The sequence below is a fragment of the Oleiphilus sp. HI0125 genome (assembly GCF_001635355.1).
Window position 1 is genome coordinate 20,890 of the sequence record NZ_LWGF01000588.1, and the last position, 18,257, is coordinate 39,146.

Sequence of the window (18,257 nt, forward strand, 5' to 3'; positions counted from 1 at the left end):
TTATATATTTATTTGGAGTGAAACAATGAATGTTTCTTTTGATCGCTTATGTGCCTTGTTTGCACTGAGCGTTGCGGTAGGGCTTGCCGAAGCACGGCCAGTTTCCTATCCAGGCGGCATCACATTGATGCAAAACAATGATGCGGATGTGAGTAGTTTACATCTTCATTATTCACCAACGGCGCGTGAGTCGATTGGTTATCGGGGAGAGTATTGGCGTGCTGAACAATGGCAGTTTCATGGCGCGCAATACAACCGCCTTTTAAAACGGTGGAATCGACCCACATCTCAAGCCAACTTTTATTTCAAAGGTGCGCTTGGGTGGGCCATTAGTGATTTAGACGAACTGAACAATAAGCAGCAGCCTGCAGGTTTTGTGGGACTTGCTGCTGATTGGGAAGATCGTCGTTATTTCGTGTCATACGAAAATCGTTATACCGAGGCCGGTTCAATAAAAAGTGCGTATACCCAAAAAGCACGAATAGGCTTTGCGCCTTACATTGGCAATTACGGCGATTTACATACTTGGTTCATGGTGCAAGTTGACCATACACCAACGAAGGATGACCAAACCTCAGTTACGCCTTTATTCCGTTTTTTCAAAAATGAATACCTTGCAGAGATTGGTGTGAACGACCAAGGCCAAGGCTTATTCAACTTAATTATTCGATACTAGGAGTTTTATGATGAAACAGTTGATCTTTATTTCTTTGTTGATGATTGGTTTAACAAGCAATGGCTACTCTGCCGGTGAACAACACATGAATCACAACACAGGGCATCATCATACGCATGACGGGCTAAGCATAGAAAAGCAAACGGCGAGCGCGGAAGGGGCGGCTTGTGAGAATACCATTGATATTACCGTGAATGGTCTAGTTTGCGATTTCTGCGCTCGGGCCGTAGAAAAGGTGTTTGGAGAGCAAGAGGGCGTGACCGGTGTCGATGTCGATTTGAATGCAGGTAAAGTCGTGGTAGCGACTGAAGCCGGTGTTGAGATAGATGATGAAACTGTGACGACCTTGATCCAAGATTCAGGCTATAACCTCGTGGGTATCGCGAGAGGGTGCTCATAATGGATGGCCAAGAAGACGTCTCAAATGATGTTTCAAACTATGGCATTAAAGACACGATCGCTCCGACGCTAAGCTTGTTTACCTCGCTTGCCACCTTGGTGTGTTGTGCATTACCTGCTTTGTTTGTGATGCTTGGTGCAGGGGCGGCCCTAGCAGGTTTAGTTTCAACAGCACCATGGTTGATCGCGCTTTCAAAATACAAAGCATGGACCTTCGGTGTTTCTGGCGTAATGATTTTGTTTGCAGGGTCAATGCGTTGGAATGCGCGAAATGCCCCTTGTCCCATTGATCCGGAGCAGGCGAGAGCATGTATGCGATTGCGACGCGTTAGTGCTTGGATGTACTGGTCTTCTGTGGTGGTTTGGGCAATAGGGTTTTTCTTTGCCTTTCTGGCTGTAGAGATATTCTATTAGCGCTCGTATGCAGAGTAAGAACTTAAAATGCAATATTAGTTATTAAATTTTCGATACTTTCTTGCAAATTCTATTTGTCGAGCTTTACTTTGTGCGATTTAGACAAACTTAGATATACGGAGATTAGATGAGTTGGTTGAAACGTAGTATTCGAAATAAATTGATGGCAATCATCGCGATAAGCTCATTAGCGATTTTTTGTGCTTCCCTTGCTTCTTTTAGCTCCGCTTTAAAAGGGGTCAATAGCTTCAATAATTTGATAACGAAGGATATTGCGAGCGAACGACTTATAACTTACATGCTAATTGAATTCAAAACTCAAGTGCAGGAATGGAAGAATACACTATTGCGTGGTGCGGATGATAATCAGAGAACTAAATATTGGCAGCGTTTTCAAGATCGTGAGAATGATGTGCAACAGAATGGTGAAGCCTTGCTAAGAATATTGGAAGAGGGTGAAGCGCGCGACTTAGTCTCGAGTTTTTTAAAATCACATCAACAAATGGGAACGGCTTACCGTAAAGGATTTGATGCATTTGTCGATGCTGGCTTTGAACATACTGCTGGAGATAAAGCAGTTGCGGGTATTGATCGTGAACCCGCGAAGTTATTGAGTCAAGCTGCAAGTATTATCGAACAGCATGCTCTAGAGAAAAGCACTGCAGTCTCGGAAACATCGAGTTCTAGACTATATGTTATTAATATCGCGTTACTCGTTTTGATTTTGATGTTTTCGATTGTCTCAATATTTGTGATTAATAAAGCCATAATCGAACCGTGTCAAACGCTTATTAATGTAATCTCAAATATTAGTAAGGGAAATTTAGATAACGACATTGATACCACACGCGAAGATGAGCTAGGTAATCTTTCAAAGGCATCAAATTCGATGCAAAATTTTCTGCATGATATTTCACTTAGTTTGAAAGAGTCTGATAGTGCCATGCGCAGTGCAGCAGAGAAACTTGGAGATTCGTCTCAATTTTTGGTGGATAAGATTTCAATAGCTAATGATTCAACAGATCATATTGCCTCGGCAATGACGGAGATGAGCTCGACAGCGCAGGAGGTCGCTGGCCATTCTGCATCTGCGGCCAATATTGCGCAAGAAGCTGATTTTGCTGCTAAAGAGGGCGTTCAAACGATGAACGAAGCACAAGTTTCGATTAATAAATTATCTCATCAAATATCGGAAACGGTGTTGGTCGTTCATAGTTTGGAAGAGGATTCTGCTAACGTTGGGCACGTGCTCAGTGTTATACGTGGCATCGCAGAGCAAACAAATCTCCTCGCTCTAAATGCAGCGATTGAAGCGGCGCGAGCCGGAGAGCAAGGAAGAGGGTTCGCGGTGGTTGCAGATGAAGTTCGATCACTTGCTCAGAAAACGCAGCAATCGACGACTGAAATTGAAGACATCATTGAAAGCGTTCAGACGGGGGCTAAGAATACTGCTGCGGTAATGAATGCTAGCTCTGAGGTGACTGCCAGTAGTGCTGACTTATTTAATAAGGCGAGTCGGCAACTCGATGTTATTAGCGACAGCATTTCGCGGATCAGTGGTTTGAATCTGCAAGTGGCCACGGCAGCTGAAGAGCAAACTAATGTGTCTGAGGATATCGCGAGAACCATTGTTGAAATGTCTGATCTCGTCGAAGCAAGTACGCAGTCGGCGAACCAAAGTTATGAGCTCTCTAAAGACTTAGATATGAAGGCGCAAAGCCTTGGGCGGATATCTTCAGCATTTAAACGAGTTTGATTTCAGTTTCTAACACTTTCTAAATTCTCAACTAAACTAGCCGAACTTTTTGGGCGTACAACAAACATCAAATATACCGGAGAATGCCATGCCACGTTTGGTTGAGTCGGAAGAGACTCTTAGAACAATAAAACAAAAAGCTTTGCGAAACTCGAAATCTCAAAATACCTATGGAAAACGAGCATCATTCAATGTAGGACCTATTGTTGTAAGTTTTGAGGAACGTTGCCAGATAGATCGACATCTGCAGACTCAAACAAAGCACTGAGCCTAATTGGTAGGCAACCTAGTATAATACGTAACATCGGTTGTATAAGTGCAATATCTTCACACTATACCCATGATGCTGAAATGTATTTGGCCGCCAATGCTAGACTAAACATTCCTTCTTGTTTGACGCAAGTAAGCCCTTGCAATTGCATAGCTCTTCTTCGTTTTTTGGTTGACGGTCAAGGCTACAATGTACAGCTTTTGAGCAGCGTAAATTAACCAGGGTAAGATTTGCATTACTTAGCATTGGCGGTCTTTATCGACATGCCAGTACGGTAGTTTAAAGGTTTCGTCAGGACCTCAAGCTCAATGTGAGCGGTAACGCACACATTGACATTCAAGCGATCGATCACTCACCCAAAAACCATGGTGTTTTCTTGGACAAGCGCAGAATACAAGACAAGTAGCGACTACCTTTCATTTAGCGCGGCATATTGTCGAAACAGTCGCCATAAGAACTACCTAGCCGCGATATCATATTTGAATGGTTTAGTGATCTTCTCACGAAACTTTAAGTACTTTTAAACTTACTGTTTACTGCCTCTAACTGTTTTACATGGAGATCCAATTCTTCGATCATCGAATTGCTGTTTGATATTTGGTCATTGGTCTCGAAGGCCGACGTAACTATTTCGTTTAAGCTTCGACTGATGTCAGCAGTGACCGTACTTTGCTCATTGGCAGAGCCCGCAATAACTTGGTTCATGTCATTGATCTTGTTAATGGCTTGTTCCACTCGTTCGATTAATTCAAGACCTTGGTGTGTGTTTTCAACACAGGTTTTGACTAGAGATTGACTCGCTTCAATCGTACTAACAGCTTTGCCGCTTCCTTTCTGCAAACGTTCAATCATACGATCAATTTCTTCTGTCGATTTCTGCGTGCGCATAGCTAGCGATCGGACCTCATCCGCAACTACTGCGAAACCTCGACCTTGCTCACCCGCTCGAGCCGCTTCAATAGCTGCATTGAGAGCAAGAAGATTTGTTTGTTCTGCAATACCACGAATCACATCAAGCAAAGACCCAATTTCAGTGGTTTCTTGATCGAGAGATAAAATGGTTTGCGAAGCTTCGGCAATTTGTTGGTTTAAGTTGAGGATGTTGGTTTCTGTCACTGAACTTGAGTCGCGACATAACTGCGAATTTTGATGTGCAAGAGATGCTGCATCAGCTGCTTGATTTGCGTTATGAGATACTTCTCTTGCGGATGCTGTCAATTCTTCAACCGCGCTCGCAATCATATCGGTTTGTTGTTGCTGTGTCGAAGATAGTGACTGCAAATTCGTGCTTAGCGTTAGTAATTCGCTCGTTGTATTGTGTGCTTTTGTTGAGCTTTGTGCCACTTGATCTACTAGTTCACAGACCGTTTCGGTGTAGTGATCAAAATCTTGCAGGAGCTTGTTGCTACGACTGGTACGAATCGAAAGGTCAATTTTATCTTCCTTTACGATCGCGCGTGTTGTGGTGCTAAGTTCTATAGATGCGAGGAATTCTTTTTTAAGATCGATAGACATCCATACGATGACAGCGGACTCTATAACAACGTATGCTGCGTGGAGAAATATCACGCTAATGCCAAGTTCTGTGCTGGGTAATACCCAAACATTTACTCCGCCTGATTGCAGATAGAAAAAGCTAAGGTGGTGTGTGGCTATTGTTGCAGCCGCTGCGAGAACCGGGGCCCAGTCTCGATAGTAGAGCAGCAAGGCGATTAACACGAACACACTAAAGTGAAATTCCAGCATGCCGTGTGCTTGCTGAATATGTAGTGACGTCATAATCATAAACGCCGTGCCAATGAAAAGGCGAGTGACTAATGCTCCGGGCGCAAAGTGTCTGATAAGCAGTGCAGTACCAAAAGTACCACCGCCGATAAACATAGCTTCAACCCATGAGTTGTATAATGGAGCAATCGCAAACGAAATGGTAAATAATAAGCTCATGATAGCGAGCATTACTTTATCCGCTTTCATGTAGTGTTCACGCAGCAACGTCTCGTTCATCGAGCTTTCTTGTTTTGAATACATCATAACTTAGACTATCTGTTTACCTGTTTATCTGTTTATCTGTTTATCTGTTTATCTGTTTATCTGTTTATTTGTTTATCTGTTTATCTGTTTATTTGTTTATTTGTTTATCTATTGAATTATTCCAAGGACAAAAACACCCATTACCTAGCACGTTAAATTGTGGCTGTTTATACCCTTCGTACCATTGTTCTAGACGTGACATGACAAGATCCTCTCCTTGTCCGCATACGTCACCCGAAGAATAGGGACCGTGATAGAGAATTTCGCCCTCTGGTGAAAAGACACTGACAGATGGACTTGATATAGCCCAAAGATTTAAGCCTGATTTTAGCATTGTGCTGTCATTTGATATCATTTCAATATGATTTACATTAGTTAATTCGCGCTTTAACTCACGCATGTGTGGTTTAGCAAAGCGTGTGCAACTGCATTGTTCATCGATATAGTGTACAAGTGTGATTTTTCCTGTTTTATATTCAGGCGTCTGTCTGATGTCTGGAGCATTTTTATGTAAAAATGCACGATAATCAGATGAAAATAGGTGCCATAGTCCGAGGCTAGCGACCAGTAACCACGTGCATGCGAGCGCCCAGATTAGGGGCATGAAGGCGTCTTTTTGGATCTTGTTATCGTTTTTAGACATTAATATCGACTTCGCTCAAAGTTCTATGACTCTTGAATTTGAGAGACGTCCCATATTCTTATCATATTTAGTTCGTGGTCAAGTACTAATACGCAGCTACCAAGGAAGTTGATGATCCTTTGTATGCCAAAATGTTGCCGGGTTCGTGATATTTAGCGCTTCAATTCGGCTTGCGAGTTGTTCTGCAGCTTGATCGGGAGTGACATTACCCATATCGCCAATCATATTCGTTCCGACTAAACCGGGATGCAATATTGCAACCGCAATGTTTTTGTCAGCGAGGTCATGAGCAATCGAAACTGCAGCGGCGTTCAAAGCGCATTTAGACATGCGGTAGCCATATCTTCCACCGCTAGTGTTATCTTCAATAGACCCCATACGGCTGGTGATAAAAGCTATTTTTCCACCATCGGTCATATTGCGCTGAAGAGCTTCTGTAACGCGAAGAGGGCCAGTGTATTCACCTCAAATTGGTACTGAATAGTTTCGTAGTTTAAGTTTGCGATCTTTTCATCACGCAAGATGCCAGCATTGTTGATCAGAAGGTGGATCTTGGTGTCACCTAATGATTGTTTTAAAGCTGCGATTGAAGAGGGGAGGGTAATGTCGATGTCTTGAACGATTTTGACATCAAGGGCGCTTAGCGCAGGTGAGGGCGTTCGATAGACCGCGATCACGGCCCACCCTAGAGAAACATAGTGTTTGCATAGCGACAGACAAATACCGCGATTGGCACCTGTTACAACGACGACTTGATTCATACTTTACTCAGTAAATTTTCTTTGTTTGATTTTGTTGCAAAACTTATGCTAAGCCTGCCAACAATAAAAACTTTGCTACGCTTGCAGCACAATTAATGGCGAAGGATTTGGAGTCATGAGTGTGTTTATTAGTGTTTTGGGTATTCTAGTTTTACTAGGGATTGGCTTTCTTTTGTCTACTAATCGCGGTGCGGTAAATCCTAGAACTGTTTTTGGAGCGCTTGCGATCCAGATAGTCTTGGGAGCATTGATCTTATATGTGCCGATTGGTCGAGAAATATTAAATACCATTACAGCTGGAATTGCTCACGTCATTAATTATGCGAATGAAGGGATTGGCTTTTTGTTTGGAGGTCTGGTTAGCGACAAAATGTTTGAAGTCTTTGGTGGAGGCGGATTTGTCTTTGCATTTCGTGTGTTGCCGATTGTCGTGTTCTTCTCATCATTAGTTGCTGTGCTGTATTACCTTGGAGTAATGCAGAAAGTGATTCAGTTTTTAGGTGGTGGCTTACGCGAGGTATTAGGGACTAGTAAAACAGAATCTTTATCTGCGACTGCAAATATTTTTGTGAGCCAAACTGAAGCCCCGCTTGTTGTTAAACCTTATATAGCCGGGATGACGCGATCAGAGTTGTTTGCGGTGATGGTCGGCGGCTTAGCCTCGATTGCAGGCTCGGTGATGGTAGGGTATGCCTCGATGGGCGTCGAGTTAAAGTATCTCATTGCGGCAAGCTTCATGGCTGCTCCGGGTGGTTTGTTGATGGCGAAGTTAATTGTGCCAGAAACTGAAACCCCTGAGGAAAATGTGGATGTTGTTGAAGAAGGAAATGATGCCCCAGCCAATGCCATTGATGCCGCTGCAACGGGCGCTTCAAATGGTTTAAAACTCGCTGTGAATATCGGAGCAATGCTGATTGCATTCATCAGCTTGATCGCTTTGTTTAATGGCCTTGTTGGCGGAATAGGAGGCTGGTTCGGATACGGACATTTAACCATTCAAGAAATTCTAGGTTGGGTGTTTGCGCCGATTGCTTGGTTAATTGGAGTGCCGAGCGTCGATATTCAGGCCGTTGGTTCGTTAATTGGTCAAAAACTGATTCTTAATGAATTTGTCGCATATAGCCAATTTTTACCGCATCAAGAGACCATGCAGCCTATTTCGCAAGCGATCACAATATTTGCTTTATGTGGGTTTGCTAATTTTGCCTCAATCGCTGTGCTGCTTGGTGGTTTGGGAATTTTGGCGCCATCTCGTCGTCAAGAAGTCGCGCAATTAGGTATTCGAGCTGTGGCGGCGGCTACCTTGGCAAACTTGATGAGCGCGACCATTGCTGGTTTATTTATCGGGCTTAGTTTGGCTTAGTGATTTTATAAAGGATAAGTGATGAGCGACTCAAGGCCTTTACTGGTTGGTGTAGCAGGCGCTTCTGCCTCAGGAAAAAGTTTGTTAGCGAAAAACTTGAAAGAGAGTTTTCCTAGCGAGTATATACAAGTGATTTCTGAAGACAATTACTATCGCGACCAGTCACATATGAGTATGCAAGAGCGCGAGCAAACCAACTATGACCACCCTAATGCGATTGAACATGATTTATTAAAAGAGCATGTCGCGCAGCTTCGAGAGGGCTTATCGGTTGAAGTGCCTTGTTATGATTTTTCTCAACACACCAGAAGTGCCGATTCGATAGTAATTGAACCCACACCAATTGTTGTAGTGGAAGGAATTTTATTGTTCACGCACACCGACCTCTGTGAGGTGCTAGATCTTAAATTTTTTGTCGATACGCCATTAGATATTTGTTTGTTGAGGCGTATTCAACGAGACACTATTGAGCGAGGTCGATCCGTAGAGTCGGTCATTCACCAGTACAAAAAGACGGTTCGCCCGGGCTATGTGAACTTTATTGCACCAACCAAACAGCAAGCTGACGTCATTATCCCTCGTGGAGGTAAAAACTCAGTCGCGATTGATCTTATTCAAACTAAGTTTAGAGTGCATTGCCGAAAACATTAGGTCTAACTAGTTTTATCCTTTGTTTTGGAAATGCAGTTTTAGATTTTGAAGTGTGTGAAAAGGCTGGTCGATCACGAAAGCATTAGAGAGCCAGGCGGGGATTTTTCCTGTAGGGTTCGCTTCAGTTTCATAGCTGAGTTTTATTTTCTTATCACTGATTGTTTGTAGCTGCCAACGCCCAAAAAGCTCCGTTACTCGCACACGCTTTTTATGCCTTGGTACCGTTTTTACATCGTCGAGCGCTTGTACATAGATGTCTGCAGATCGCTTTTGATGATCTCTTTCAATCTTTATATCTAGTACGTAATCTCTGTCATTCACGGGCCATGGCGCGCTAGTCACTTGGTAAACGACGTAATGGTCTGGGCTGTGTAGTGTCAGTAGTCGGCTTTCGCTGCAATCATGGAGCCAGTCTGTTGCAAGTGCGGGCTGACTTAAATAAGCCATGGCCTCATCGATGGATGTGTCGAGTTCGACTTCACCTTTAAACATTTTGAAATTCTCAAAACGCGAGTCGCGTGTATATATCTGAATACCTTCTTTGTCTTTTACTAGTTCCCATCCAAAACTAGGGCTAGCAAGTGCGAGTACTGATAAGAGCACGATCGCACAATGCGTAATGATATGTATAAAACGGACTTCTAAAATGTTGCGGGGCATACTAGGCACGGTAAGCGAATATCCTTATTTGCTTTAACGATGAGTGAATCAGCAAGTTTGCTTAGTATGCGTAGATCTTGCTCAGTAGTCTGTGACGTAGAGCGATGTGAGCGTCAAAAGATATGGGTGTCACAAGATGTAGGTGTCAGCCCCCGCTTATTTACCCTGAACGATGCTCCTAAGGTTTTTTAGTGTATTGAAAGGCTGGTCTACAACAAATGCATTCGCTAACTACGCAGGAATATCTCCAGCAGGGTCAGCAGAGGTTTCACAGATGATGTGCAGCAAAGTGGGTGTTTCTCGTGTCAGCGTCCGGCCTCCAGTTAGCTCCGTCACGCGCACGCAGTCTTGGTCGGGCACATCAGGTTCCACAAGTGCTGAAAACCTAACGACGGCCTTGTTTGAGTTTGTTTGCGAAACCTTCATTTTCAGAACGAAGTTGCGATTTGTGATGGGCCAAGGCGCGCTTGTCTCTTGATAGACAATAATCTCGTTTTCAGAGACTTGCTCAATTATCTGGCTCTTTATGTATTCGTGTAGCCAATCATCTATGCTCTCTAAATTTTTTATCACCATTAATACGTCAGATAGTTGGGCAGTAATGTGCTTTTCACCACGGAATGCTTTGAAGTCTGAGCCTTCGATTTCATTTGTGAAAATCTTGATTCCATCGTTGCTCTTCTCTAGCTCCCAAGCATGAATTGAGGATATTGAGAACAATAGCCATGAGATAAGAGTAAGTATTTGCATTTTGAGCCTTTTATTTCGAACAAAAAAAGGGAGTCAAAAGACTCCCCAAGCTTGCCATCATATAAGCCTAGAACGTATATGAGATACCTAACATGTAAATAGATGGATCGATATCAACATCAACGCTTGCTTTGACTTTACCAGCGTTACTATCGGTAGTGATCTCAGCCTTGGTGTCGATGTCTATCCAGTAGTAAGAGCCATTCAAATCAATGCTGTCAGTCAATACATAATCAAAGCCGGCATGAATATCAACGCCGGTGCTGTCTTCCAATTCAATTTTTGTATTGCTTACGCTTGTAATACCCTCCGGGCCACCTTCGGCTGCCGCAGCGAGTGTTTCGAAAGTTGCCGCGTTACATAATGCCGGTGTTACTTTCCTTCAAAGAACGCTGTGTAGTTTAGACTCATGCCAACATAGGGTTGGAATTTTGAGCCGCTGTCCATGAGGTGGTAATTCAATGTCACCGTTGGTGATAAGTGTTTTGTCGAAGCGATGTCGGCATTTATAGCAAGGCTAATGTCATGCTCAAAAGGTGTGACGCCAAGCACTTCAATGGCTAATGTGTCGCTAAACATATAGATTACGCTTAAGCCTAGTTGGGTATCGCTATCTACATCTACATCTACATTGCCTATGCCAGTATTGCCAAATGCTGGCGTATCGAGCCGATTAAGCCGCTAGACGCATTAGAAGATACTTTTGCAGCGCCGCCACGAACAATAATGTCGCTTTCTTGATAGGCGAATGAATTTCCTGAAAAACCAAAGGATGCGACTGCTAGGGAAAGAATACTTTTCTTGAACATAATCTTTCTCGATCTTTGTTGTAGATAAATTAATCCGTGAACTTGGAATCAAGTGTACAAACTTTCTGGTTGGTTTGACTTGATCTAGCTCAATTTGGCTCGCCATCATCAGTTGGTACATAGCAAAGTGCTCAGCTAGTTTACGTAGGTCAATTTAGACCAAAATTGCTATGTAGGCCGAAATAATCAGCTCAATTATCACTTTGGGAGTGGCTCTTTGATGTCGTGTTTCTTAAGCTTCTGCGCAACAATAAATAACTGAAAGCGAGTAGGCATTGAACGACGCACAAAAGGCTTTAGCGCAGTGGCGTGAACAAGGAAGATTTTTTGAATTTGAAGGGCATCAGGTGTTTTATCAGGATTCACAGGATGCCAATAAACCAGTTTTAGTAATGTTGCATGGCTTTCCAACATCGAGTTGGGACTGGCAAGAAATATGGCCAAGGTTAACGCAGTATTTTCGCGTGATTACCTTCGACTTCTTAGGATTTGGTTTTTCAGACAAACCTAACTTGCCGAAATATTCGATCATGATGCAGGCTAGTATTGCTGAAGCTCTCGTGAATGCGTGTGGTGTTGCGGATTACCATTTACTTGCACATGATTATGGTAATACCGTTGCGCAGGAACTTTTGGCTCGCAATCAAGAGAATCCAGATGCCAAGAAATTGTCTTGTGTATTCTTGAATGGCGGATTATTTCCAGAAGTACATCGCCCTTTATTAACGCAAAAATTGCTGCGTAGTCCGTTTGGGAAGTTTTTCGCTCGTATGGCGAGCCTTAGAAGTTTTGTCAGTAGCTTTAACACGATCTGCGCGGTGAAATTGCCTAGAGATTTATTGCAAGAACATTTCAACTTGTTAGCGCGTGAGAACGGTCGCCATTGCATGGTTAAGCTAGTGGGGTATATGGATGAGCGTGCGCTTCACCGAGAGCGCTGGGTTGGCAGTGTAGTCAATAGTGCAATTCCACTACGCTTTATCAATGGCGTTGAGGATCCTATTTCTGGCCTGCATATGGCGGCACGTTTTGAGGAACTTGTGCCAAATCCAGATGTGATCAAATTGAGTGGTATCGGGCATTACCCTCAGAACGAAGCGCCAGAGGATGTGCTGCGTGCAGCAATTTCGTTTTGGCAGAGTAATAATGTCATTGAATGACGGATCGAACACTGGTGTAATCGACGCTCAAATTTGAAAGGAGTGATATGTGTTTAAAACGCTACTAAGTTTTCGTGCCGGATTACTGATTGTGATTGCTTCTCTACTAAGCGCATGTGTTACGACTTATCAAGCTGCTGATGGTGGTCCTGCAGGTTTTAGAGATCTGCAAATCGATAAAATGAGCTATTACGTTGAATACACCGAGGCTGCGAGCGTTTCATGGGAGCAGATAGAACAATTTGCATTGAAGCGCTGTGCTGAAATTGCGAAAGAGCGTGGCTACTTGGTGTTTGATGCTGAGTTGTTGGACCGCAAGTCTGTGTTTCTCGAAAGTAGTGTTGATGAAATTCAAATCCACTCGATGGGTAATCTAGCCAACGAGCCTCCTGTTCATCATACCTATAAAGCCGGTGCTACGATCGAAGGGAAGCGTGTCACGTTCAAGCTTACGCTCATTGATGAGTAAGGCATGCAAATGTTTCGAGGGCTAATATGCCTGTTGTTTTGTTGGGGTATTAGTGGCTGTTCTTCTGATTCTGATTTGGAGCGAACTTCACTGCAATTTACATGTCTAGAGACACAAGAAAGTTGTTCGGTAAGTCTTTCTAACGCGAAGAACTCTGATCAATCCACGAAGCCAGAAGAGTTTGTTTTAAGGTTAATGCAGTCAGAATTGCCAGCCCTTAAACCTTTAGATTTTTATTTTTTCAGTTCTCATTCCTCTATTGATAAAGATTTTGTTGTGGAAAAGGCATGGATCGCAGGGCGAGACATGTTTATGGGAGAACATGATTTCACCATCACTATGCAGGACGAGGTCGCGCAGTTGCAGGGCATGATTCCGGTATGCGTGACGGGTGATAGCATGATCTGGCGTTTGCATATACAGGCTCTAGTAGGTGGGTCTGCCTATACTTTTTTTGCAGATTTTCATTCAAGGTCGGATTCACATAATTAGGAAATAACATGTCAAAAGCACAGGGTATTGTTTTTAGTTTGTCGCTGATTATTTTGGGTGTTTTGAGCTTTCAGTTGTATCAGCAAAGTGCGCACAAAGAACCTGAGGATGTGAAGGCCGCTTATTTGACTGCTGGTGATTTTATGCTGGAAAGCGGGGGAGAAACTTTCTCCAGCAAGACACTTCGAGGCCAGCCTTACATTTTATATTTTGGTTTTACGTCTTGTCCGGATGTCTGTCCTCTGGGTTTGACCGTTATTAGAGATGCGCTTAACAGCTCTGATCAGTTAAATGATATTCCCGCTGTGTTTGTGAGTGTCGATCCGGAGCGAGATACGAGTGAAGTGTTAGGATCTTATGTGTCCTTTTTCCATCCAAATATCATTCCTGTTCGAGGCGATTTAGTGACGACACAAGAGCTCGCTAAACGATATGGGACATATTTTATCAAAGCGCCTTTATCGACTGGTGCGAGTGACGACCCGACCCAGTACACGATTGATCATACTGCCTATTATTTCGTGGTTGATGGTCAGGGTAAGCTAGTTAGGGTATTAGAACATAACGCCAAACCTGAGGAATTATCTCAGGCTCTACTGAAGTTGCTTAGCTAAGCAACTTCAGTCTGCGGCAACGCCATGGTCTCAGTTTTGCAATTTATCAGCATGAGTGGTGCTTGATCTTCATTTCGAAGAAAACCTTCTATGTGGTAATCCTCGGTTCGCTCTTTCATAAGGCCTTGAGCGGAAGCGTCTAGGCTAAAGTTCGACCAATCGTAGTTTACGATGTCTTTGATGTTGTCGAGCCTAAGCGCTGAAATCCTACCTTCGTCATGTTCAACAAATAAGATAATCGGGCGGATGCTATTTTCTGCGCGCTCTTTTGCTTGTTGAATATGATTGTGGAATGTTTTGAGCGAGTTTTCGTTGATACGATTGAGTAAAAGCGAGGCTTGATCAGATTGTTTGTTCATATGAGATAGTTGATCGAAGGCGCGATGCAATTCTTTAGCTGGTTCAGCAAGTGCGTTGATCACTTCCATGAGTTCTATATTTGAGTTTTTATAGGACTCTGCCCACTTAATAAACTCACTTGCTAGTTTTGGCATAATCGGACGCGCCACATGCTCTTCGTCATGTATGCTATTTTCGATCTGTTCAAACCATTGATTGTAGGCACTTTCGTATTCAACCAAACTGTCAATCAGAGATAGCATGCGAGCTTGATGGTCTTCAGCGCCGATCAACTTATTAAAGTCATACAATTCGACGGTTGAATTTTGATAGGTAATCACTTCGTGATTAAAGCTGTTGAGTTCGTCGAGTTGAATGTTGCGCTTCACATCTTTTTCGATATAGAGCACTTGCTGCAGTGGGATGGCGAATGCAGCGTCTTTTGTCGAAAAGGTAATTACTGACAACTTGCTGTCTTTAAACAACGCGTAGGCGCTTTCCTCACTCATAGCATCTCTCCCAGTCAACGGAACGTGGTTTTTAAGTGGAGCTAAGTATAGTCGAGGCTTTAGAAGTCTCCAGAAAACGCTAACTGGGTATTTTTTGTAGGTTTTTCACTTGGGAACATGGCCTTGTTTGGATGCTGTATCTGCCATAAACCGCTGACTGTGGCGATGGATATTCCTTGTTCCCCCAATCTTGGGAGTGCCGATTTTAAGTAGGTGATCGTGACAGGGTAAGGGTGGCCAATCGCAATGGCAGCTCCTTTACGCTTTGCAATCTTTATTAATTTCTCAAACTGGCTTGCTACGTATTGCGGTGTTTGCTCGTGGTCTAAGAACACGTCACGCACTAGCGTTGGGATACCAAATTCGATTGCCGTTTTCGCCGCGACCGAATCCGCAGAGGTTTTACTATCCAAAAAATAATAAGGGTGCTGAGCTAAGGACTCCATGACCCATGACATAGATTGCTTGTTAGTAGTGAGAGCGCTACCAGTATGATTATTCATGCCTTTGATATAAGGAATACTTTCAAGACTTGAGTTAAGCGTGGTTTGCGTCAAGGTCTTATCCATATTGGCAGTTAATCCGCCTCGTCCGAGAGAAAACTTTCGAGTGTTCTCCATCGGCGCGTGCAGCATGATCTCTTTGCCTTGGCTGTAGCCGCGAATAGCTAAAGTCTTCGTATACTGACGGTGTGGTAAAAATGCGAGCGTGAGCGGGTAGGGAAGATCCGTGAGCGTTTTACCGCGTTTAAGGTGATGACCTAGATCGTCGATGACAATTGCAATAGTTGCTTGAGGGACAGATTCGGCTTGCGCAAGGAGGCTGAGACTTAGTCCTAGTACGATGAATGAGATTTGTCTGAGAGTGTTAAGCATATCTTCATAACAAAGCCCAAGCGGAGCTTGGGCTTTTATTAGCGGTAACTCGAATTTAGATATCTATTTTTAGGATATCAATGGCTTTCAACAGACTGAGTGCTTCTTGTAACTGGAAGTCTTTTTCGAGACGTTCTTTCATATTGCTATCATCACCGTTTTCTTCATCTTGAGTTCCAGCGTTATCGGAATCGTTACCGTTGCTCAAGTGGCCTTCTAAGTCGGCTTCACGGTAGAAGTCAGGCTTTTGCTCATCGCCTAATTTGGCGCGATTTACGACAATGTCTGGCACGATGCCTTGTGCTTGGATAGATCTTCCGTTTGGCGTGAAGTAGCGAGCTGTTGTTAGTTTTAATGCATGATCTTCGTCTAACTGCAGTACATTTTGAACAGAGCCTTTACCGAAGCTTTGAGTTCCCATGATCACTGCACGTTTATGATCTTGGAGCGCGCCAGCTAAAATTTCTGAAGCAGATGCTGAACCGGTATCAATCAGCACGATAATAGGTAGTCCATTTAGTGCATCCCCTTCGGTGGCACTAAAGCTAAGGTCCGCAATTTCAGAGCGACCCTTTGTATAGACAATAAGGCCTTCTTCTAATAGCTCATCAGCAATTTTTACCGCCGCCTGCAATACACCACCGGGGTTGTTTCGAAGGTCGATGATTAGGCCGCTTAGCTCAGGATTTTCTTCTTTGAGTTTCTCGAGACGATTTGCGAATTGATCGCCTGAATTGGCTTGGAATTGCGCAATGCGCAAGTAGCCATATTTTTCATCAAGAATGAGAGAACGAACACTTGGCGTCTTGATTTCAGCGCGCGTTAGCGTCATTTCGATAGGCTCTCGCGTGCCCGAACGTACTAATTTAATTTTGATTTTTGTGCCGATTTCGCCACGCATCTTTTCAACAGCTTGGCTGAGGCTCATGCCTTTGACTGGCTTGTCGTCTAGTTCAATGATCAAGTCGCCAGCTTCAATTCCACCAAGATGAGCAGGTGTTTCGTCGATGGGAGCGATAACTTTGACGAAGCCATTCTCCATACCTACTTCAATTCCTAATCCACCAAAGGAGCCAGAAGTGTTTTGCTTTAGGTCATCGTATGCGACAGGCTCTAGATAAGAAGAGTGTGGGTCTAGACCGTTTAGCATTCCTCGGATGGCGTGCTTGATGAGCGTCTGGTCATCAATTTCTTCAACGTAAGCGGCTTTGATCTTTCCGAATACGTCAGCGAATTTTCTGAGATCATTCAGTGGGAGCGGGTCTGGTTGAGCATTCTCAGAATTGTCGCCTTCAGCAACGGCTTCAGAGGGGGCGCCAGATTCAGTGTTCGTTGTATTTTCAGGACTAGAGGTATCGTCTGCGAATGATACAGCGCTGTATGCTGTAAACGTGATAATTAAAGCTCTGAGTAAATTCAAATTCATTCCTGACTTCCTGATGTTATTTGCTTAGCCATTTACGTGGATCTTGCGGCTTACCATTCTTTCGTATTTCGAAGTATAAACTAGGGCGCTCTCGACCACCGCTATTGCCTGCATGCGCGATAACTTCGCCTGGGTTAACCCAGTCACCTACGCTTCGATGCAAGCTCTTATTGTTTCCATAAAGGCTTAGATAGTTATCGCCGTGATCTAAAATAATGAGCAGGCCGAAGCCTCTTAACCAGTCTGAGAATACGACACGACCGTAATGGACCGCTTTTACTCCAGCATCTTCCTTTGCTTGAATTCGTATGCCATTAGATCGTAACTTACCTTGTGCAAGGCGAGCCCCAAAACGCTCTAGAACTCTACCACGGCTTGGCCAAGGAAGTTTAGATTTTTGCTTGATAAACGGCGTTGAAGCCTCAGGAAGTTTTAGTTCTGATATGCTTTTCTCAACTTGGACAAGTAGTTCTTCGAGTTGTTTTTGACTTTCTTTGAGTGAAGTAAGTTCACCTGACTTAGTTTTGATTTCTTTATTGAGTTGCGAAAGCGTGACGTTTCTTCGGTTTGTCTGGTCTTTCAGCTCTGCTAGCTGTTTTTCAAGTGTTTTTCGGTTCGTATTAAGTAGTGTTTGTTTGCGAAGCACTAAGGCTTGGCTTTCTTCTAAAGCTTGGACGTCTTTTTCATATTGATTGATTGTTGCGCTGCGAGCATCTTGCAGATAATCAAAGTAAGCGAGAAATCGCGCAGAGCTTTGAGGGTCATCTTGGTCGAGTAGGGCTTTCAACTTTGGTTGTCGCCCCTCTAAATAAAGCGCTTGCAACTCTTCGATAATAAAACCTTGTTGCGCTTTTATATTCTGTTTTTGTTTTTTGATATCTATTTTAAGTGCGTCTAGCTCTTTTAATAAGCTATTGATTTCTGTTTTGTTTTTGCTGATTTTCAGGTTTGTACGAGAAATTGTTTTTTCTTGCTCTTTGAGCTGCTGAATGAGTGATGATTTATTCTTGTTTGCTTTGTTCAGCCAATTGGTGATCGTGGATATGTTTGATTTCAGCTGCTCGAGTTTTTCTTCAGATTCTTCTTGAGATGCTGCTGATGCACTGAAAGATAAAGCAGTTAGGCAAAGTGTCATAGCGAGAAACACTGCGATAAGCATGTTATGCCGGCAGGATTCAGATAAAAGAGC

The 18,257-nt window shown here is 43.5% G+C and carries 21 protein-coding genes and 1 pseudogene; 10 read left to right on the plus strand and 12 right to left on the minus strand.

Annotation, left to right across the window (positions count from 1 at the left end; all coding sequences use genetic code 11):
* Window positions 1–25: 25 nt before the first annotated feature.
* From A3762_RS07340 to A3762_RS07355, 4 genes are all read left to right on the plus strand, one after another.
* Entirely contained in the window at window positions 26–676 is a 651-nt protein-coding gene (locus tag A3762_RS07340) for a hypothetical protein (protein WP_068476314.1), read from the plus strand.
* 10 nt (window positions 677–686) lie between these two features.
* Complete coding sequence (locus A3762_RS25730) at window positions 687–1,076, plus strand: heavy-metal-associated domain-containing protein (protein WP_197469116.1); 390 nt, start codon at window positions 687–689, stop codon at window positions 1,074–1,076.
* Window positions 1,076–1,489 (plus strand): hypothetical protein, encoded by a 414-nt coding sequence (locus A3762_RS07350; RefSeq protein WP_068476312.1) that lies wholly within the window; start codon window positions 1,076–1,078, stop codon window positions 1,487–1,489. Before A3762_RS25730 ends, A3762_RS07350 begins: the two co-directional genes overlap by 1 nt.
* 127 nt (window positions 1,490–1,616) lie before the next feature.
* Window positions 1,617–3,245: a methyl-accepting chemotaxis protein gene (locus tag A3762_RS07355; RefSeq protein WP_068476309.1), complete on the plus strand. Its 1,629-nt coding sequence runs from the start codon at window positions 1,617–1,619 to the stop codon at window positions 3,243–3,245.
* A gap of 781 nt (window positions 3,246–4,026) precedes the next feature.
* Here A3762_RS07355 and A3762_RS07360 read toward each other — a convergent pair.
* From A3762_RS07360 to A3762_RS28780, 3 genes and pseudogenes are all read right to left on the minus strand, one after another.
* Window positions 4,027–5,520 (minus strand): methyl-accepting chemotaxis protein, encoded by a 1,494-nt coding sequence (locus A3762_RS07360; RefSeq protein ID WP_068476624.1) that lies wholly within the window; start codon window positions 5,518–5,520, stop codon window positions 4,027–4,029.
* Window positions 5,521–5,635: 115 nt separating this feature from the next.
* On the minus strand, window positions 5,636–6,151 hold the full coding sequence (locus A3762_RS07365) for a DUF6436 domain-containing protein (RefSeq protein WP_156493321.1): 516 nt from the start codon (window positions 6,149–6,151) through the stop codon (window positions 5,636–5,638).
* 135 nt (window positions 6,152–6,286) lie between these two features.
* Window positions 6,287–6,951 (minus strand): annotated as a pseudogene (locus tag A3762_RS28780) (SDR family oxidoreductase).
* A 115-nt stretch (window positions 6,952–7,066) separates the two neighbouring features.
* Here A3762_RS28780 and A3762_RS07375 point away from each other — a divergent pair.
* Window positions 7,067–8,314, plus strand: a complete 1,248-nt coding sequence (locus tag A3762_RS07375) for a NupC/NupG family nucleoside CNT transporter (protein ID WP_068754711.1) — start codon at window positions 7,067–7,069, stop codon at window positions 8,312–8,314.
* 21 nt (window positions 8,315–8,335) lie between these two features.
* Window positions 8,336–8,965: a uridine kinase gene (gene udk, locus A3762_RS07380; protein WP_068754712.1), complete on the plus strand. Its 630-nt coding sequence runs from the start codon at window positions 8,336–8,338 to the stop codon at window positions 8,963–8,965.
* Between the two features lie 12 nt (window positions 8,966–8,977).
* Here udk and A3762_RS07385 read toward each other — a convergent pair whose 3' ends face one another.
* The 5 genes from A3762_RS07385 to A3762_RS26390 form a co-directional block, all read right to left on the minus strand.
* Window positions 8,978–9,625 carry an START domain-containing protein gene (locus tag A3762_RS07385; RefSeq protein ID WP_068754714.1) on the minus strand — a complete coding sequence of 216 codons (648 nt, stop codon included), beginning with the start codon at window positions 9,623–9,625 and terminating at the stop codon, window positions 8,978–8,980.
* A 231-nt stretch (window positions 9,626–9,856) separates the two neighbouring features.
* A complete protein-coding gene (locus tag A3762_RS07390; protein WP_068754716.1) occupies window positions 9,857–10,375 on the minus strand; it encodes an START domain-containing protein in 519 nt (172 codons plus the stop codon).
* Between the two features lie 67 nt (window positions 10,376–10,442).
* Window positions 10,443–10,679 (minus strand): OmpW family outer membrane protein, encoded by a 237-nt coding sequence (locus A3762_RS28595; protein ID WP_082868999.1) that lies wholly within the window; start codon window positions 10,677–10,679, stop codon window positions 10,443–10,445.
* 68 nt (window positions 10,680–10,747) lie between these two features.
* Window positions 10,748–11,014, minus strand: a complete 267-nt coding sequence (locus tag A3762_RS28600; RefSeq protein ID WP_082869000.1) for an OmpW family protein — start codon at window positions 11,012–11,014, stop codon at window positions 10,748–10,750.
* Complete coding sequence (locus tag A3762_RS26390) at window positions 11,011–11,184, minus strand: hypothetical protein (protein WP_156493322.1); 174 nt, start codon at window positions 11,182–11,184, stop codon at window positions 11,011–11,013. The genes A3762_RS28600 and A3762_RS26390 overlap by 4 nt, the downstream gene beginning before the upstream one ends.
* A 275-nt stretch (window positions 11,185–11,459) precedes the next feature.
* On the opposite strand from A3762_RS26390, the gene A3762_RS07400 reads away from it, so the two are divergent.
* From A3762_RS07400 to A3762_RS07415, 4 genes are all read left to right on the plus strand, one after another.
* Window positions 11,460–12,344 carry an alpha/beta fold hydrolase gene (locus tag A3762_RS07400; RefSeq protein WP_068754718.1) on the plus strand — a complete coding sequence of 295 codons (885 nt, stop codon included), beginning with the start codon at window positions 11,460–11,462 and terminating at the stop codon, window positions 12,342–12,344.
* 49 nt (window positions 12,345–12,393) lie between these two features.
* Window positions 12,394–12,813 carry a hypothetical protein gene (locus tag A3762_RS07405; protein ID WP_068754720.1) on the plus strand — a complete coding sequence of 140 codons (420 nt, stop codon included), beginning with the start codon at window positions 12,394–12,396 and terminating at the stop codon, window positions 12,811–12,813.
* A 195-nt stretch (window positions 12,814–13,008) separates the two neighbouring features.
* Window positions 13,009–13,305 (plus strand): hypothetical protein, encoded by a 297-nt coding sequence (locus tag A3762_RS28315; protein WP_231878759.1) that lies wholly within the window; start codon window positions 13,009–13,011, stop codon window positions 13,303–13,305.
* A gap of 8 nt (window positions 13,306–13,313) precedes the next feature.
* Entirely contained in the window at window positions 13,314–13,919 is a 606-nt protein-coding gene (locus A3762_RS07415; RefSeq protein WP_068754724.1) for an SCO family protein, read from the plus strand.
* On the opposite strand, the gene A3762_RS07420 is transcribed toward A3762_RS07415, so the two are convergent.
* The 4 genes from A3762_RS07420 to A3762_RS07435 are packed head-to-tail and all read right to left on the minus strand — an operon-like array spanning window position 13,916 to window position 18,203.
* A complete protein-coding gene (locus tag A3762_RS07420) occupies window positions 13,916–14,767 on the minus strand; it encodes a hypothetical protein (protein WP_068754726.1) in 852 nt (283 codons plus the stop codon). The two genes, A3762_RS07415 and A3762_RS07420, sit on opposite strands and share 4 nt — an antisense overlap.
* A gap of 59 nt (window positions 14,768–14,826) precedes the next feature.
* On the minus strand, window positions 14,827–15,642 hold the full coding sequence (locus A3762_RS07425) for a divergent polysaccharide deacetylase family protein (RefSeq protein ID WP_068754731.1): 816 nt from the start codon (window positions 15,640–15,642) through the stop codon (window positions 14,827–14,829).
* A 55-nt stretch (window positions 15,643–15,697) separates the two neighbouring features.
* Window positions 15,698–17,068 (minus strand): S41 family peptidase, encoded by a 1,371-nt coding sequence (locus A3762_RS07430; RefSeq protein WP_068754732.1) that lies wholly within the window; start codon window positions 17,066–17,068, stop codon window positions 15,698–15,700.
* Between the two features lie 16 nt (window positions 17,069–17,084).
* Window positions 17,085–18,203: a murein hydrolase activator EnvC gene (locus A3762_RS07435; RefSeq protein ID WP_068754754.1), complete on the minus strand. Its 1,119-nt coding sequence runs from the start codon at window positions 18,201–18,203 to the stop codon at window positions 17,085–17,087.
* Window positions 18,204–18,257: the final 54 nt, after the last annotated feature.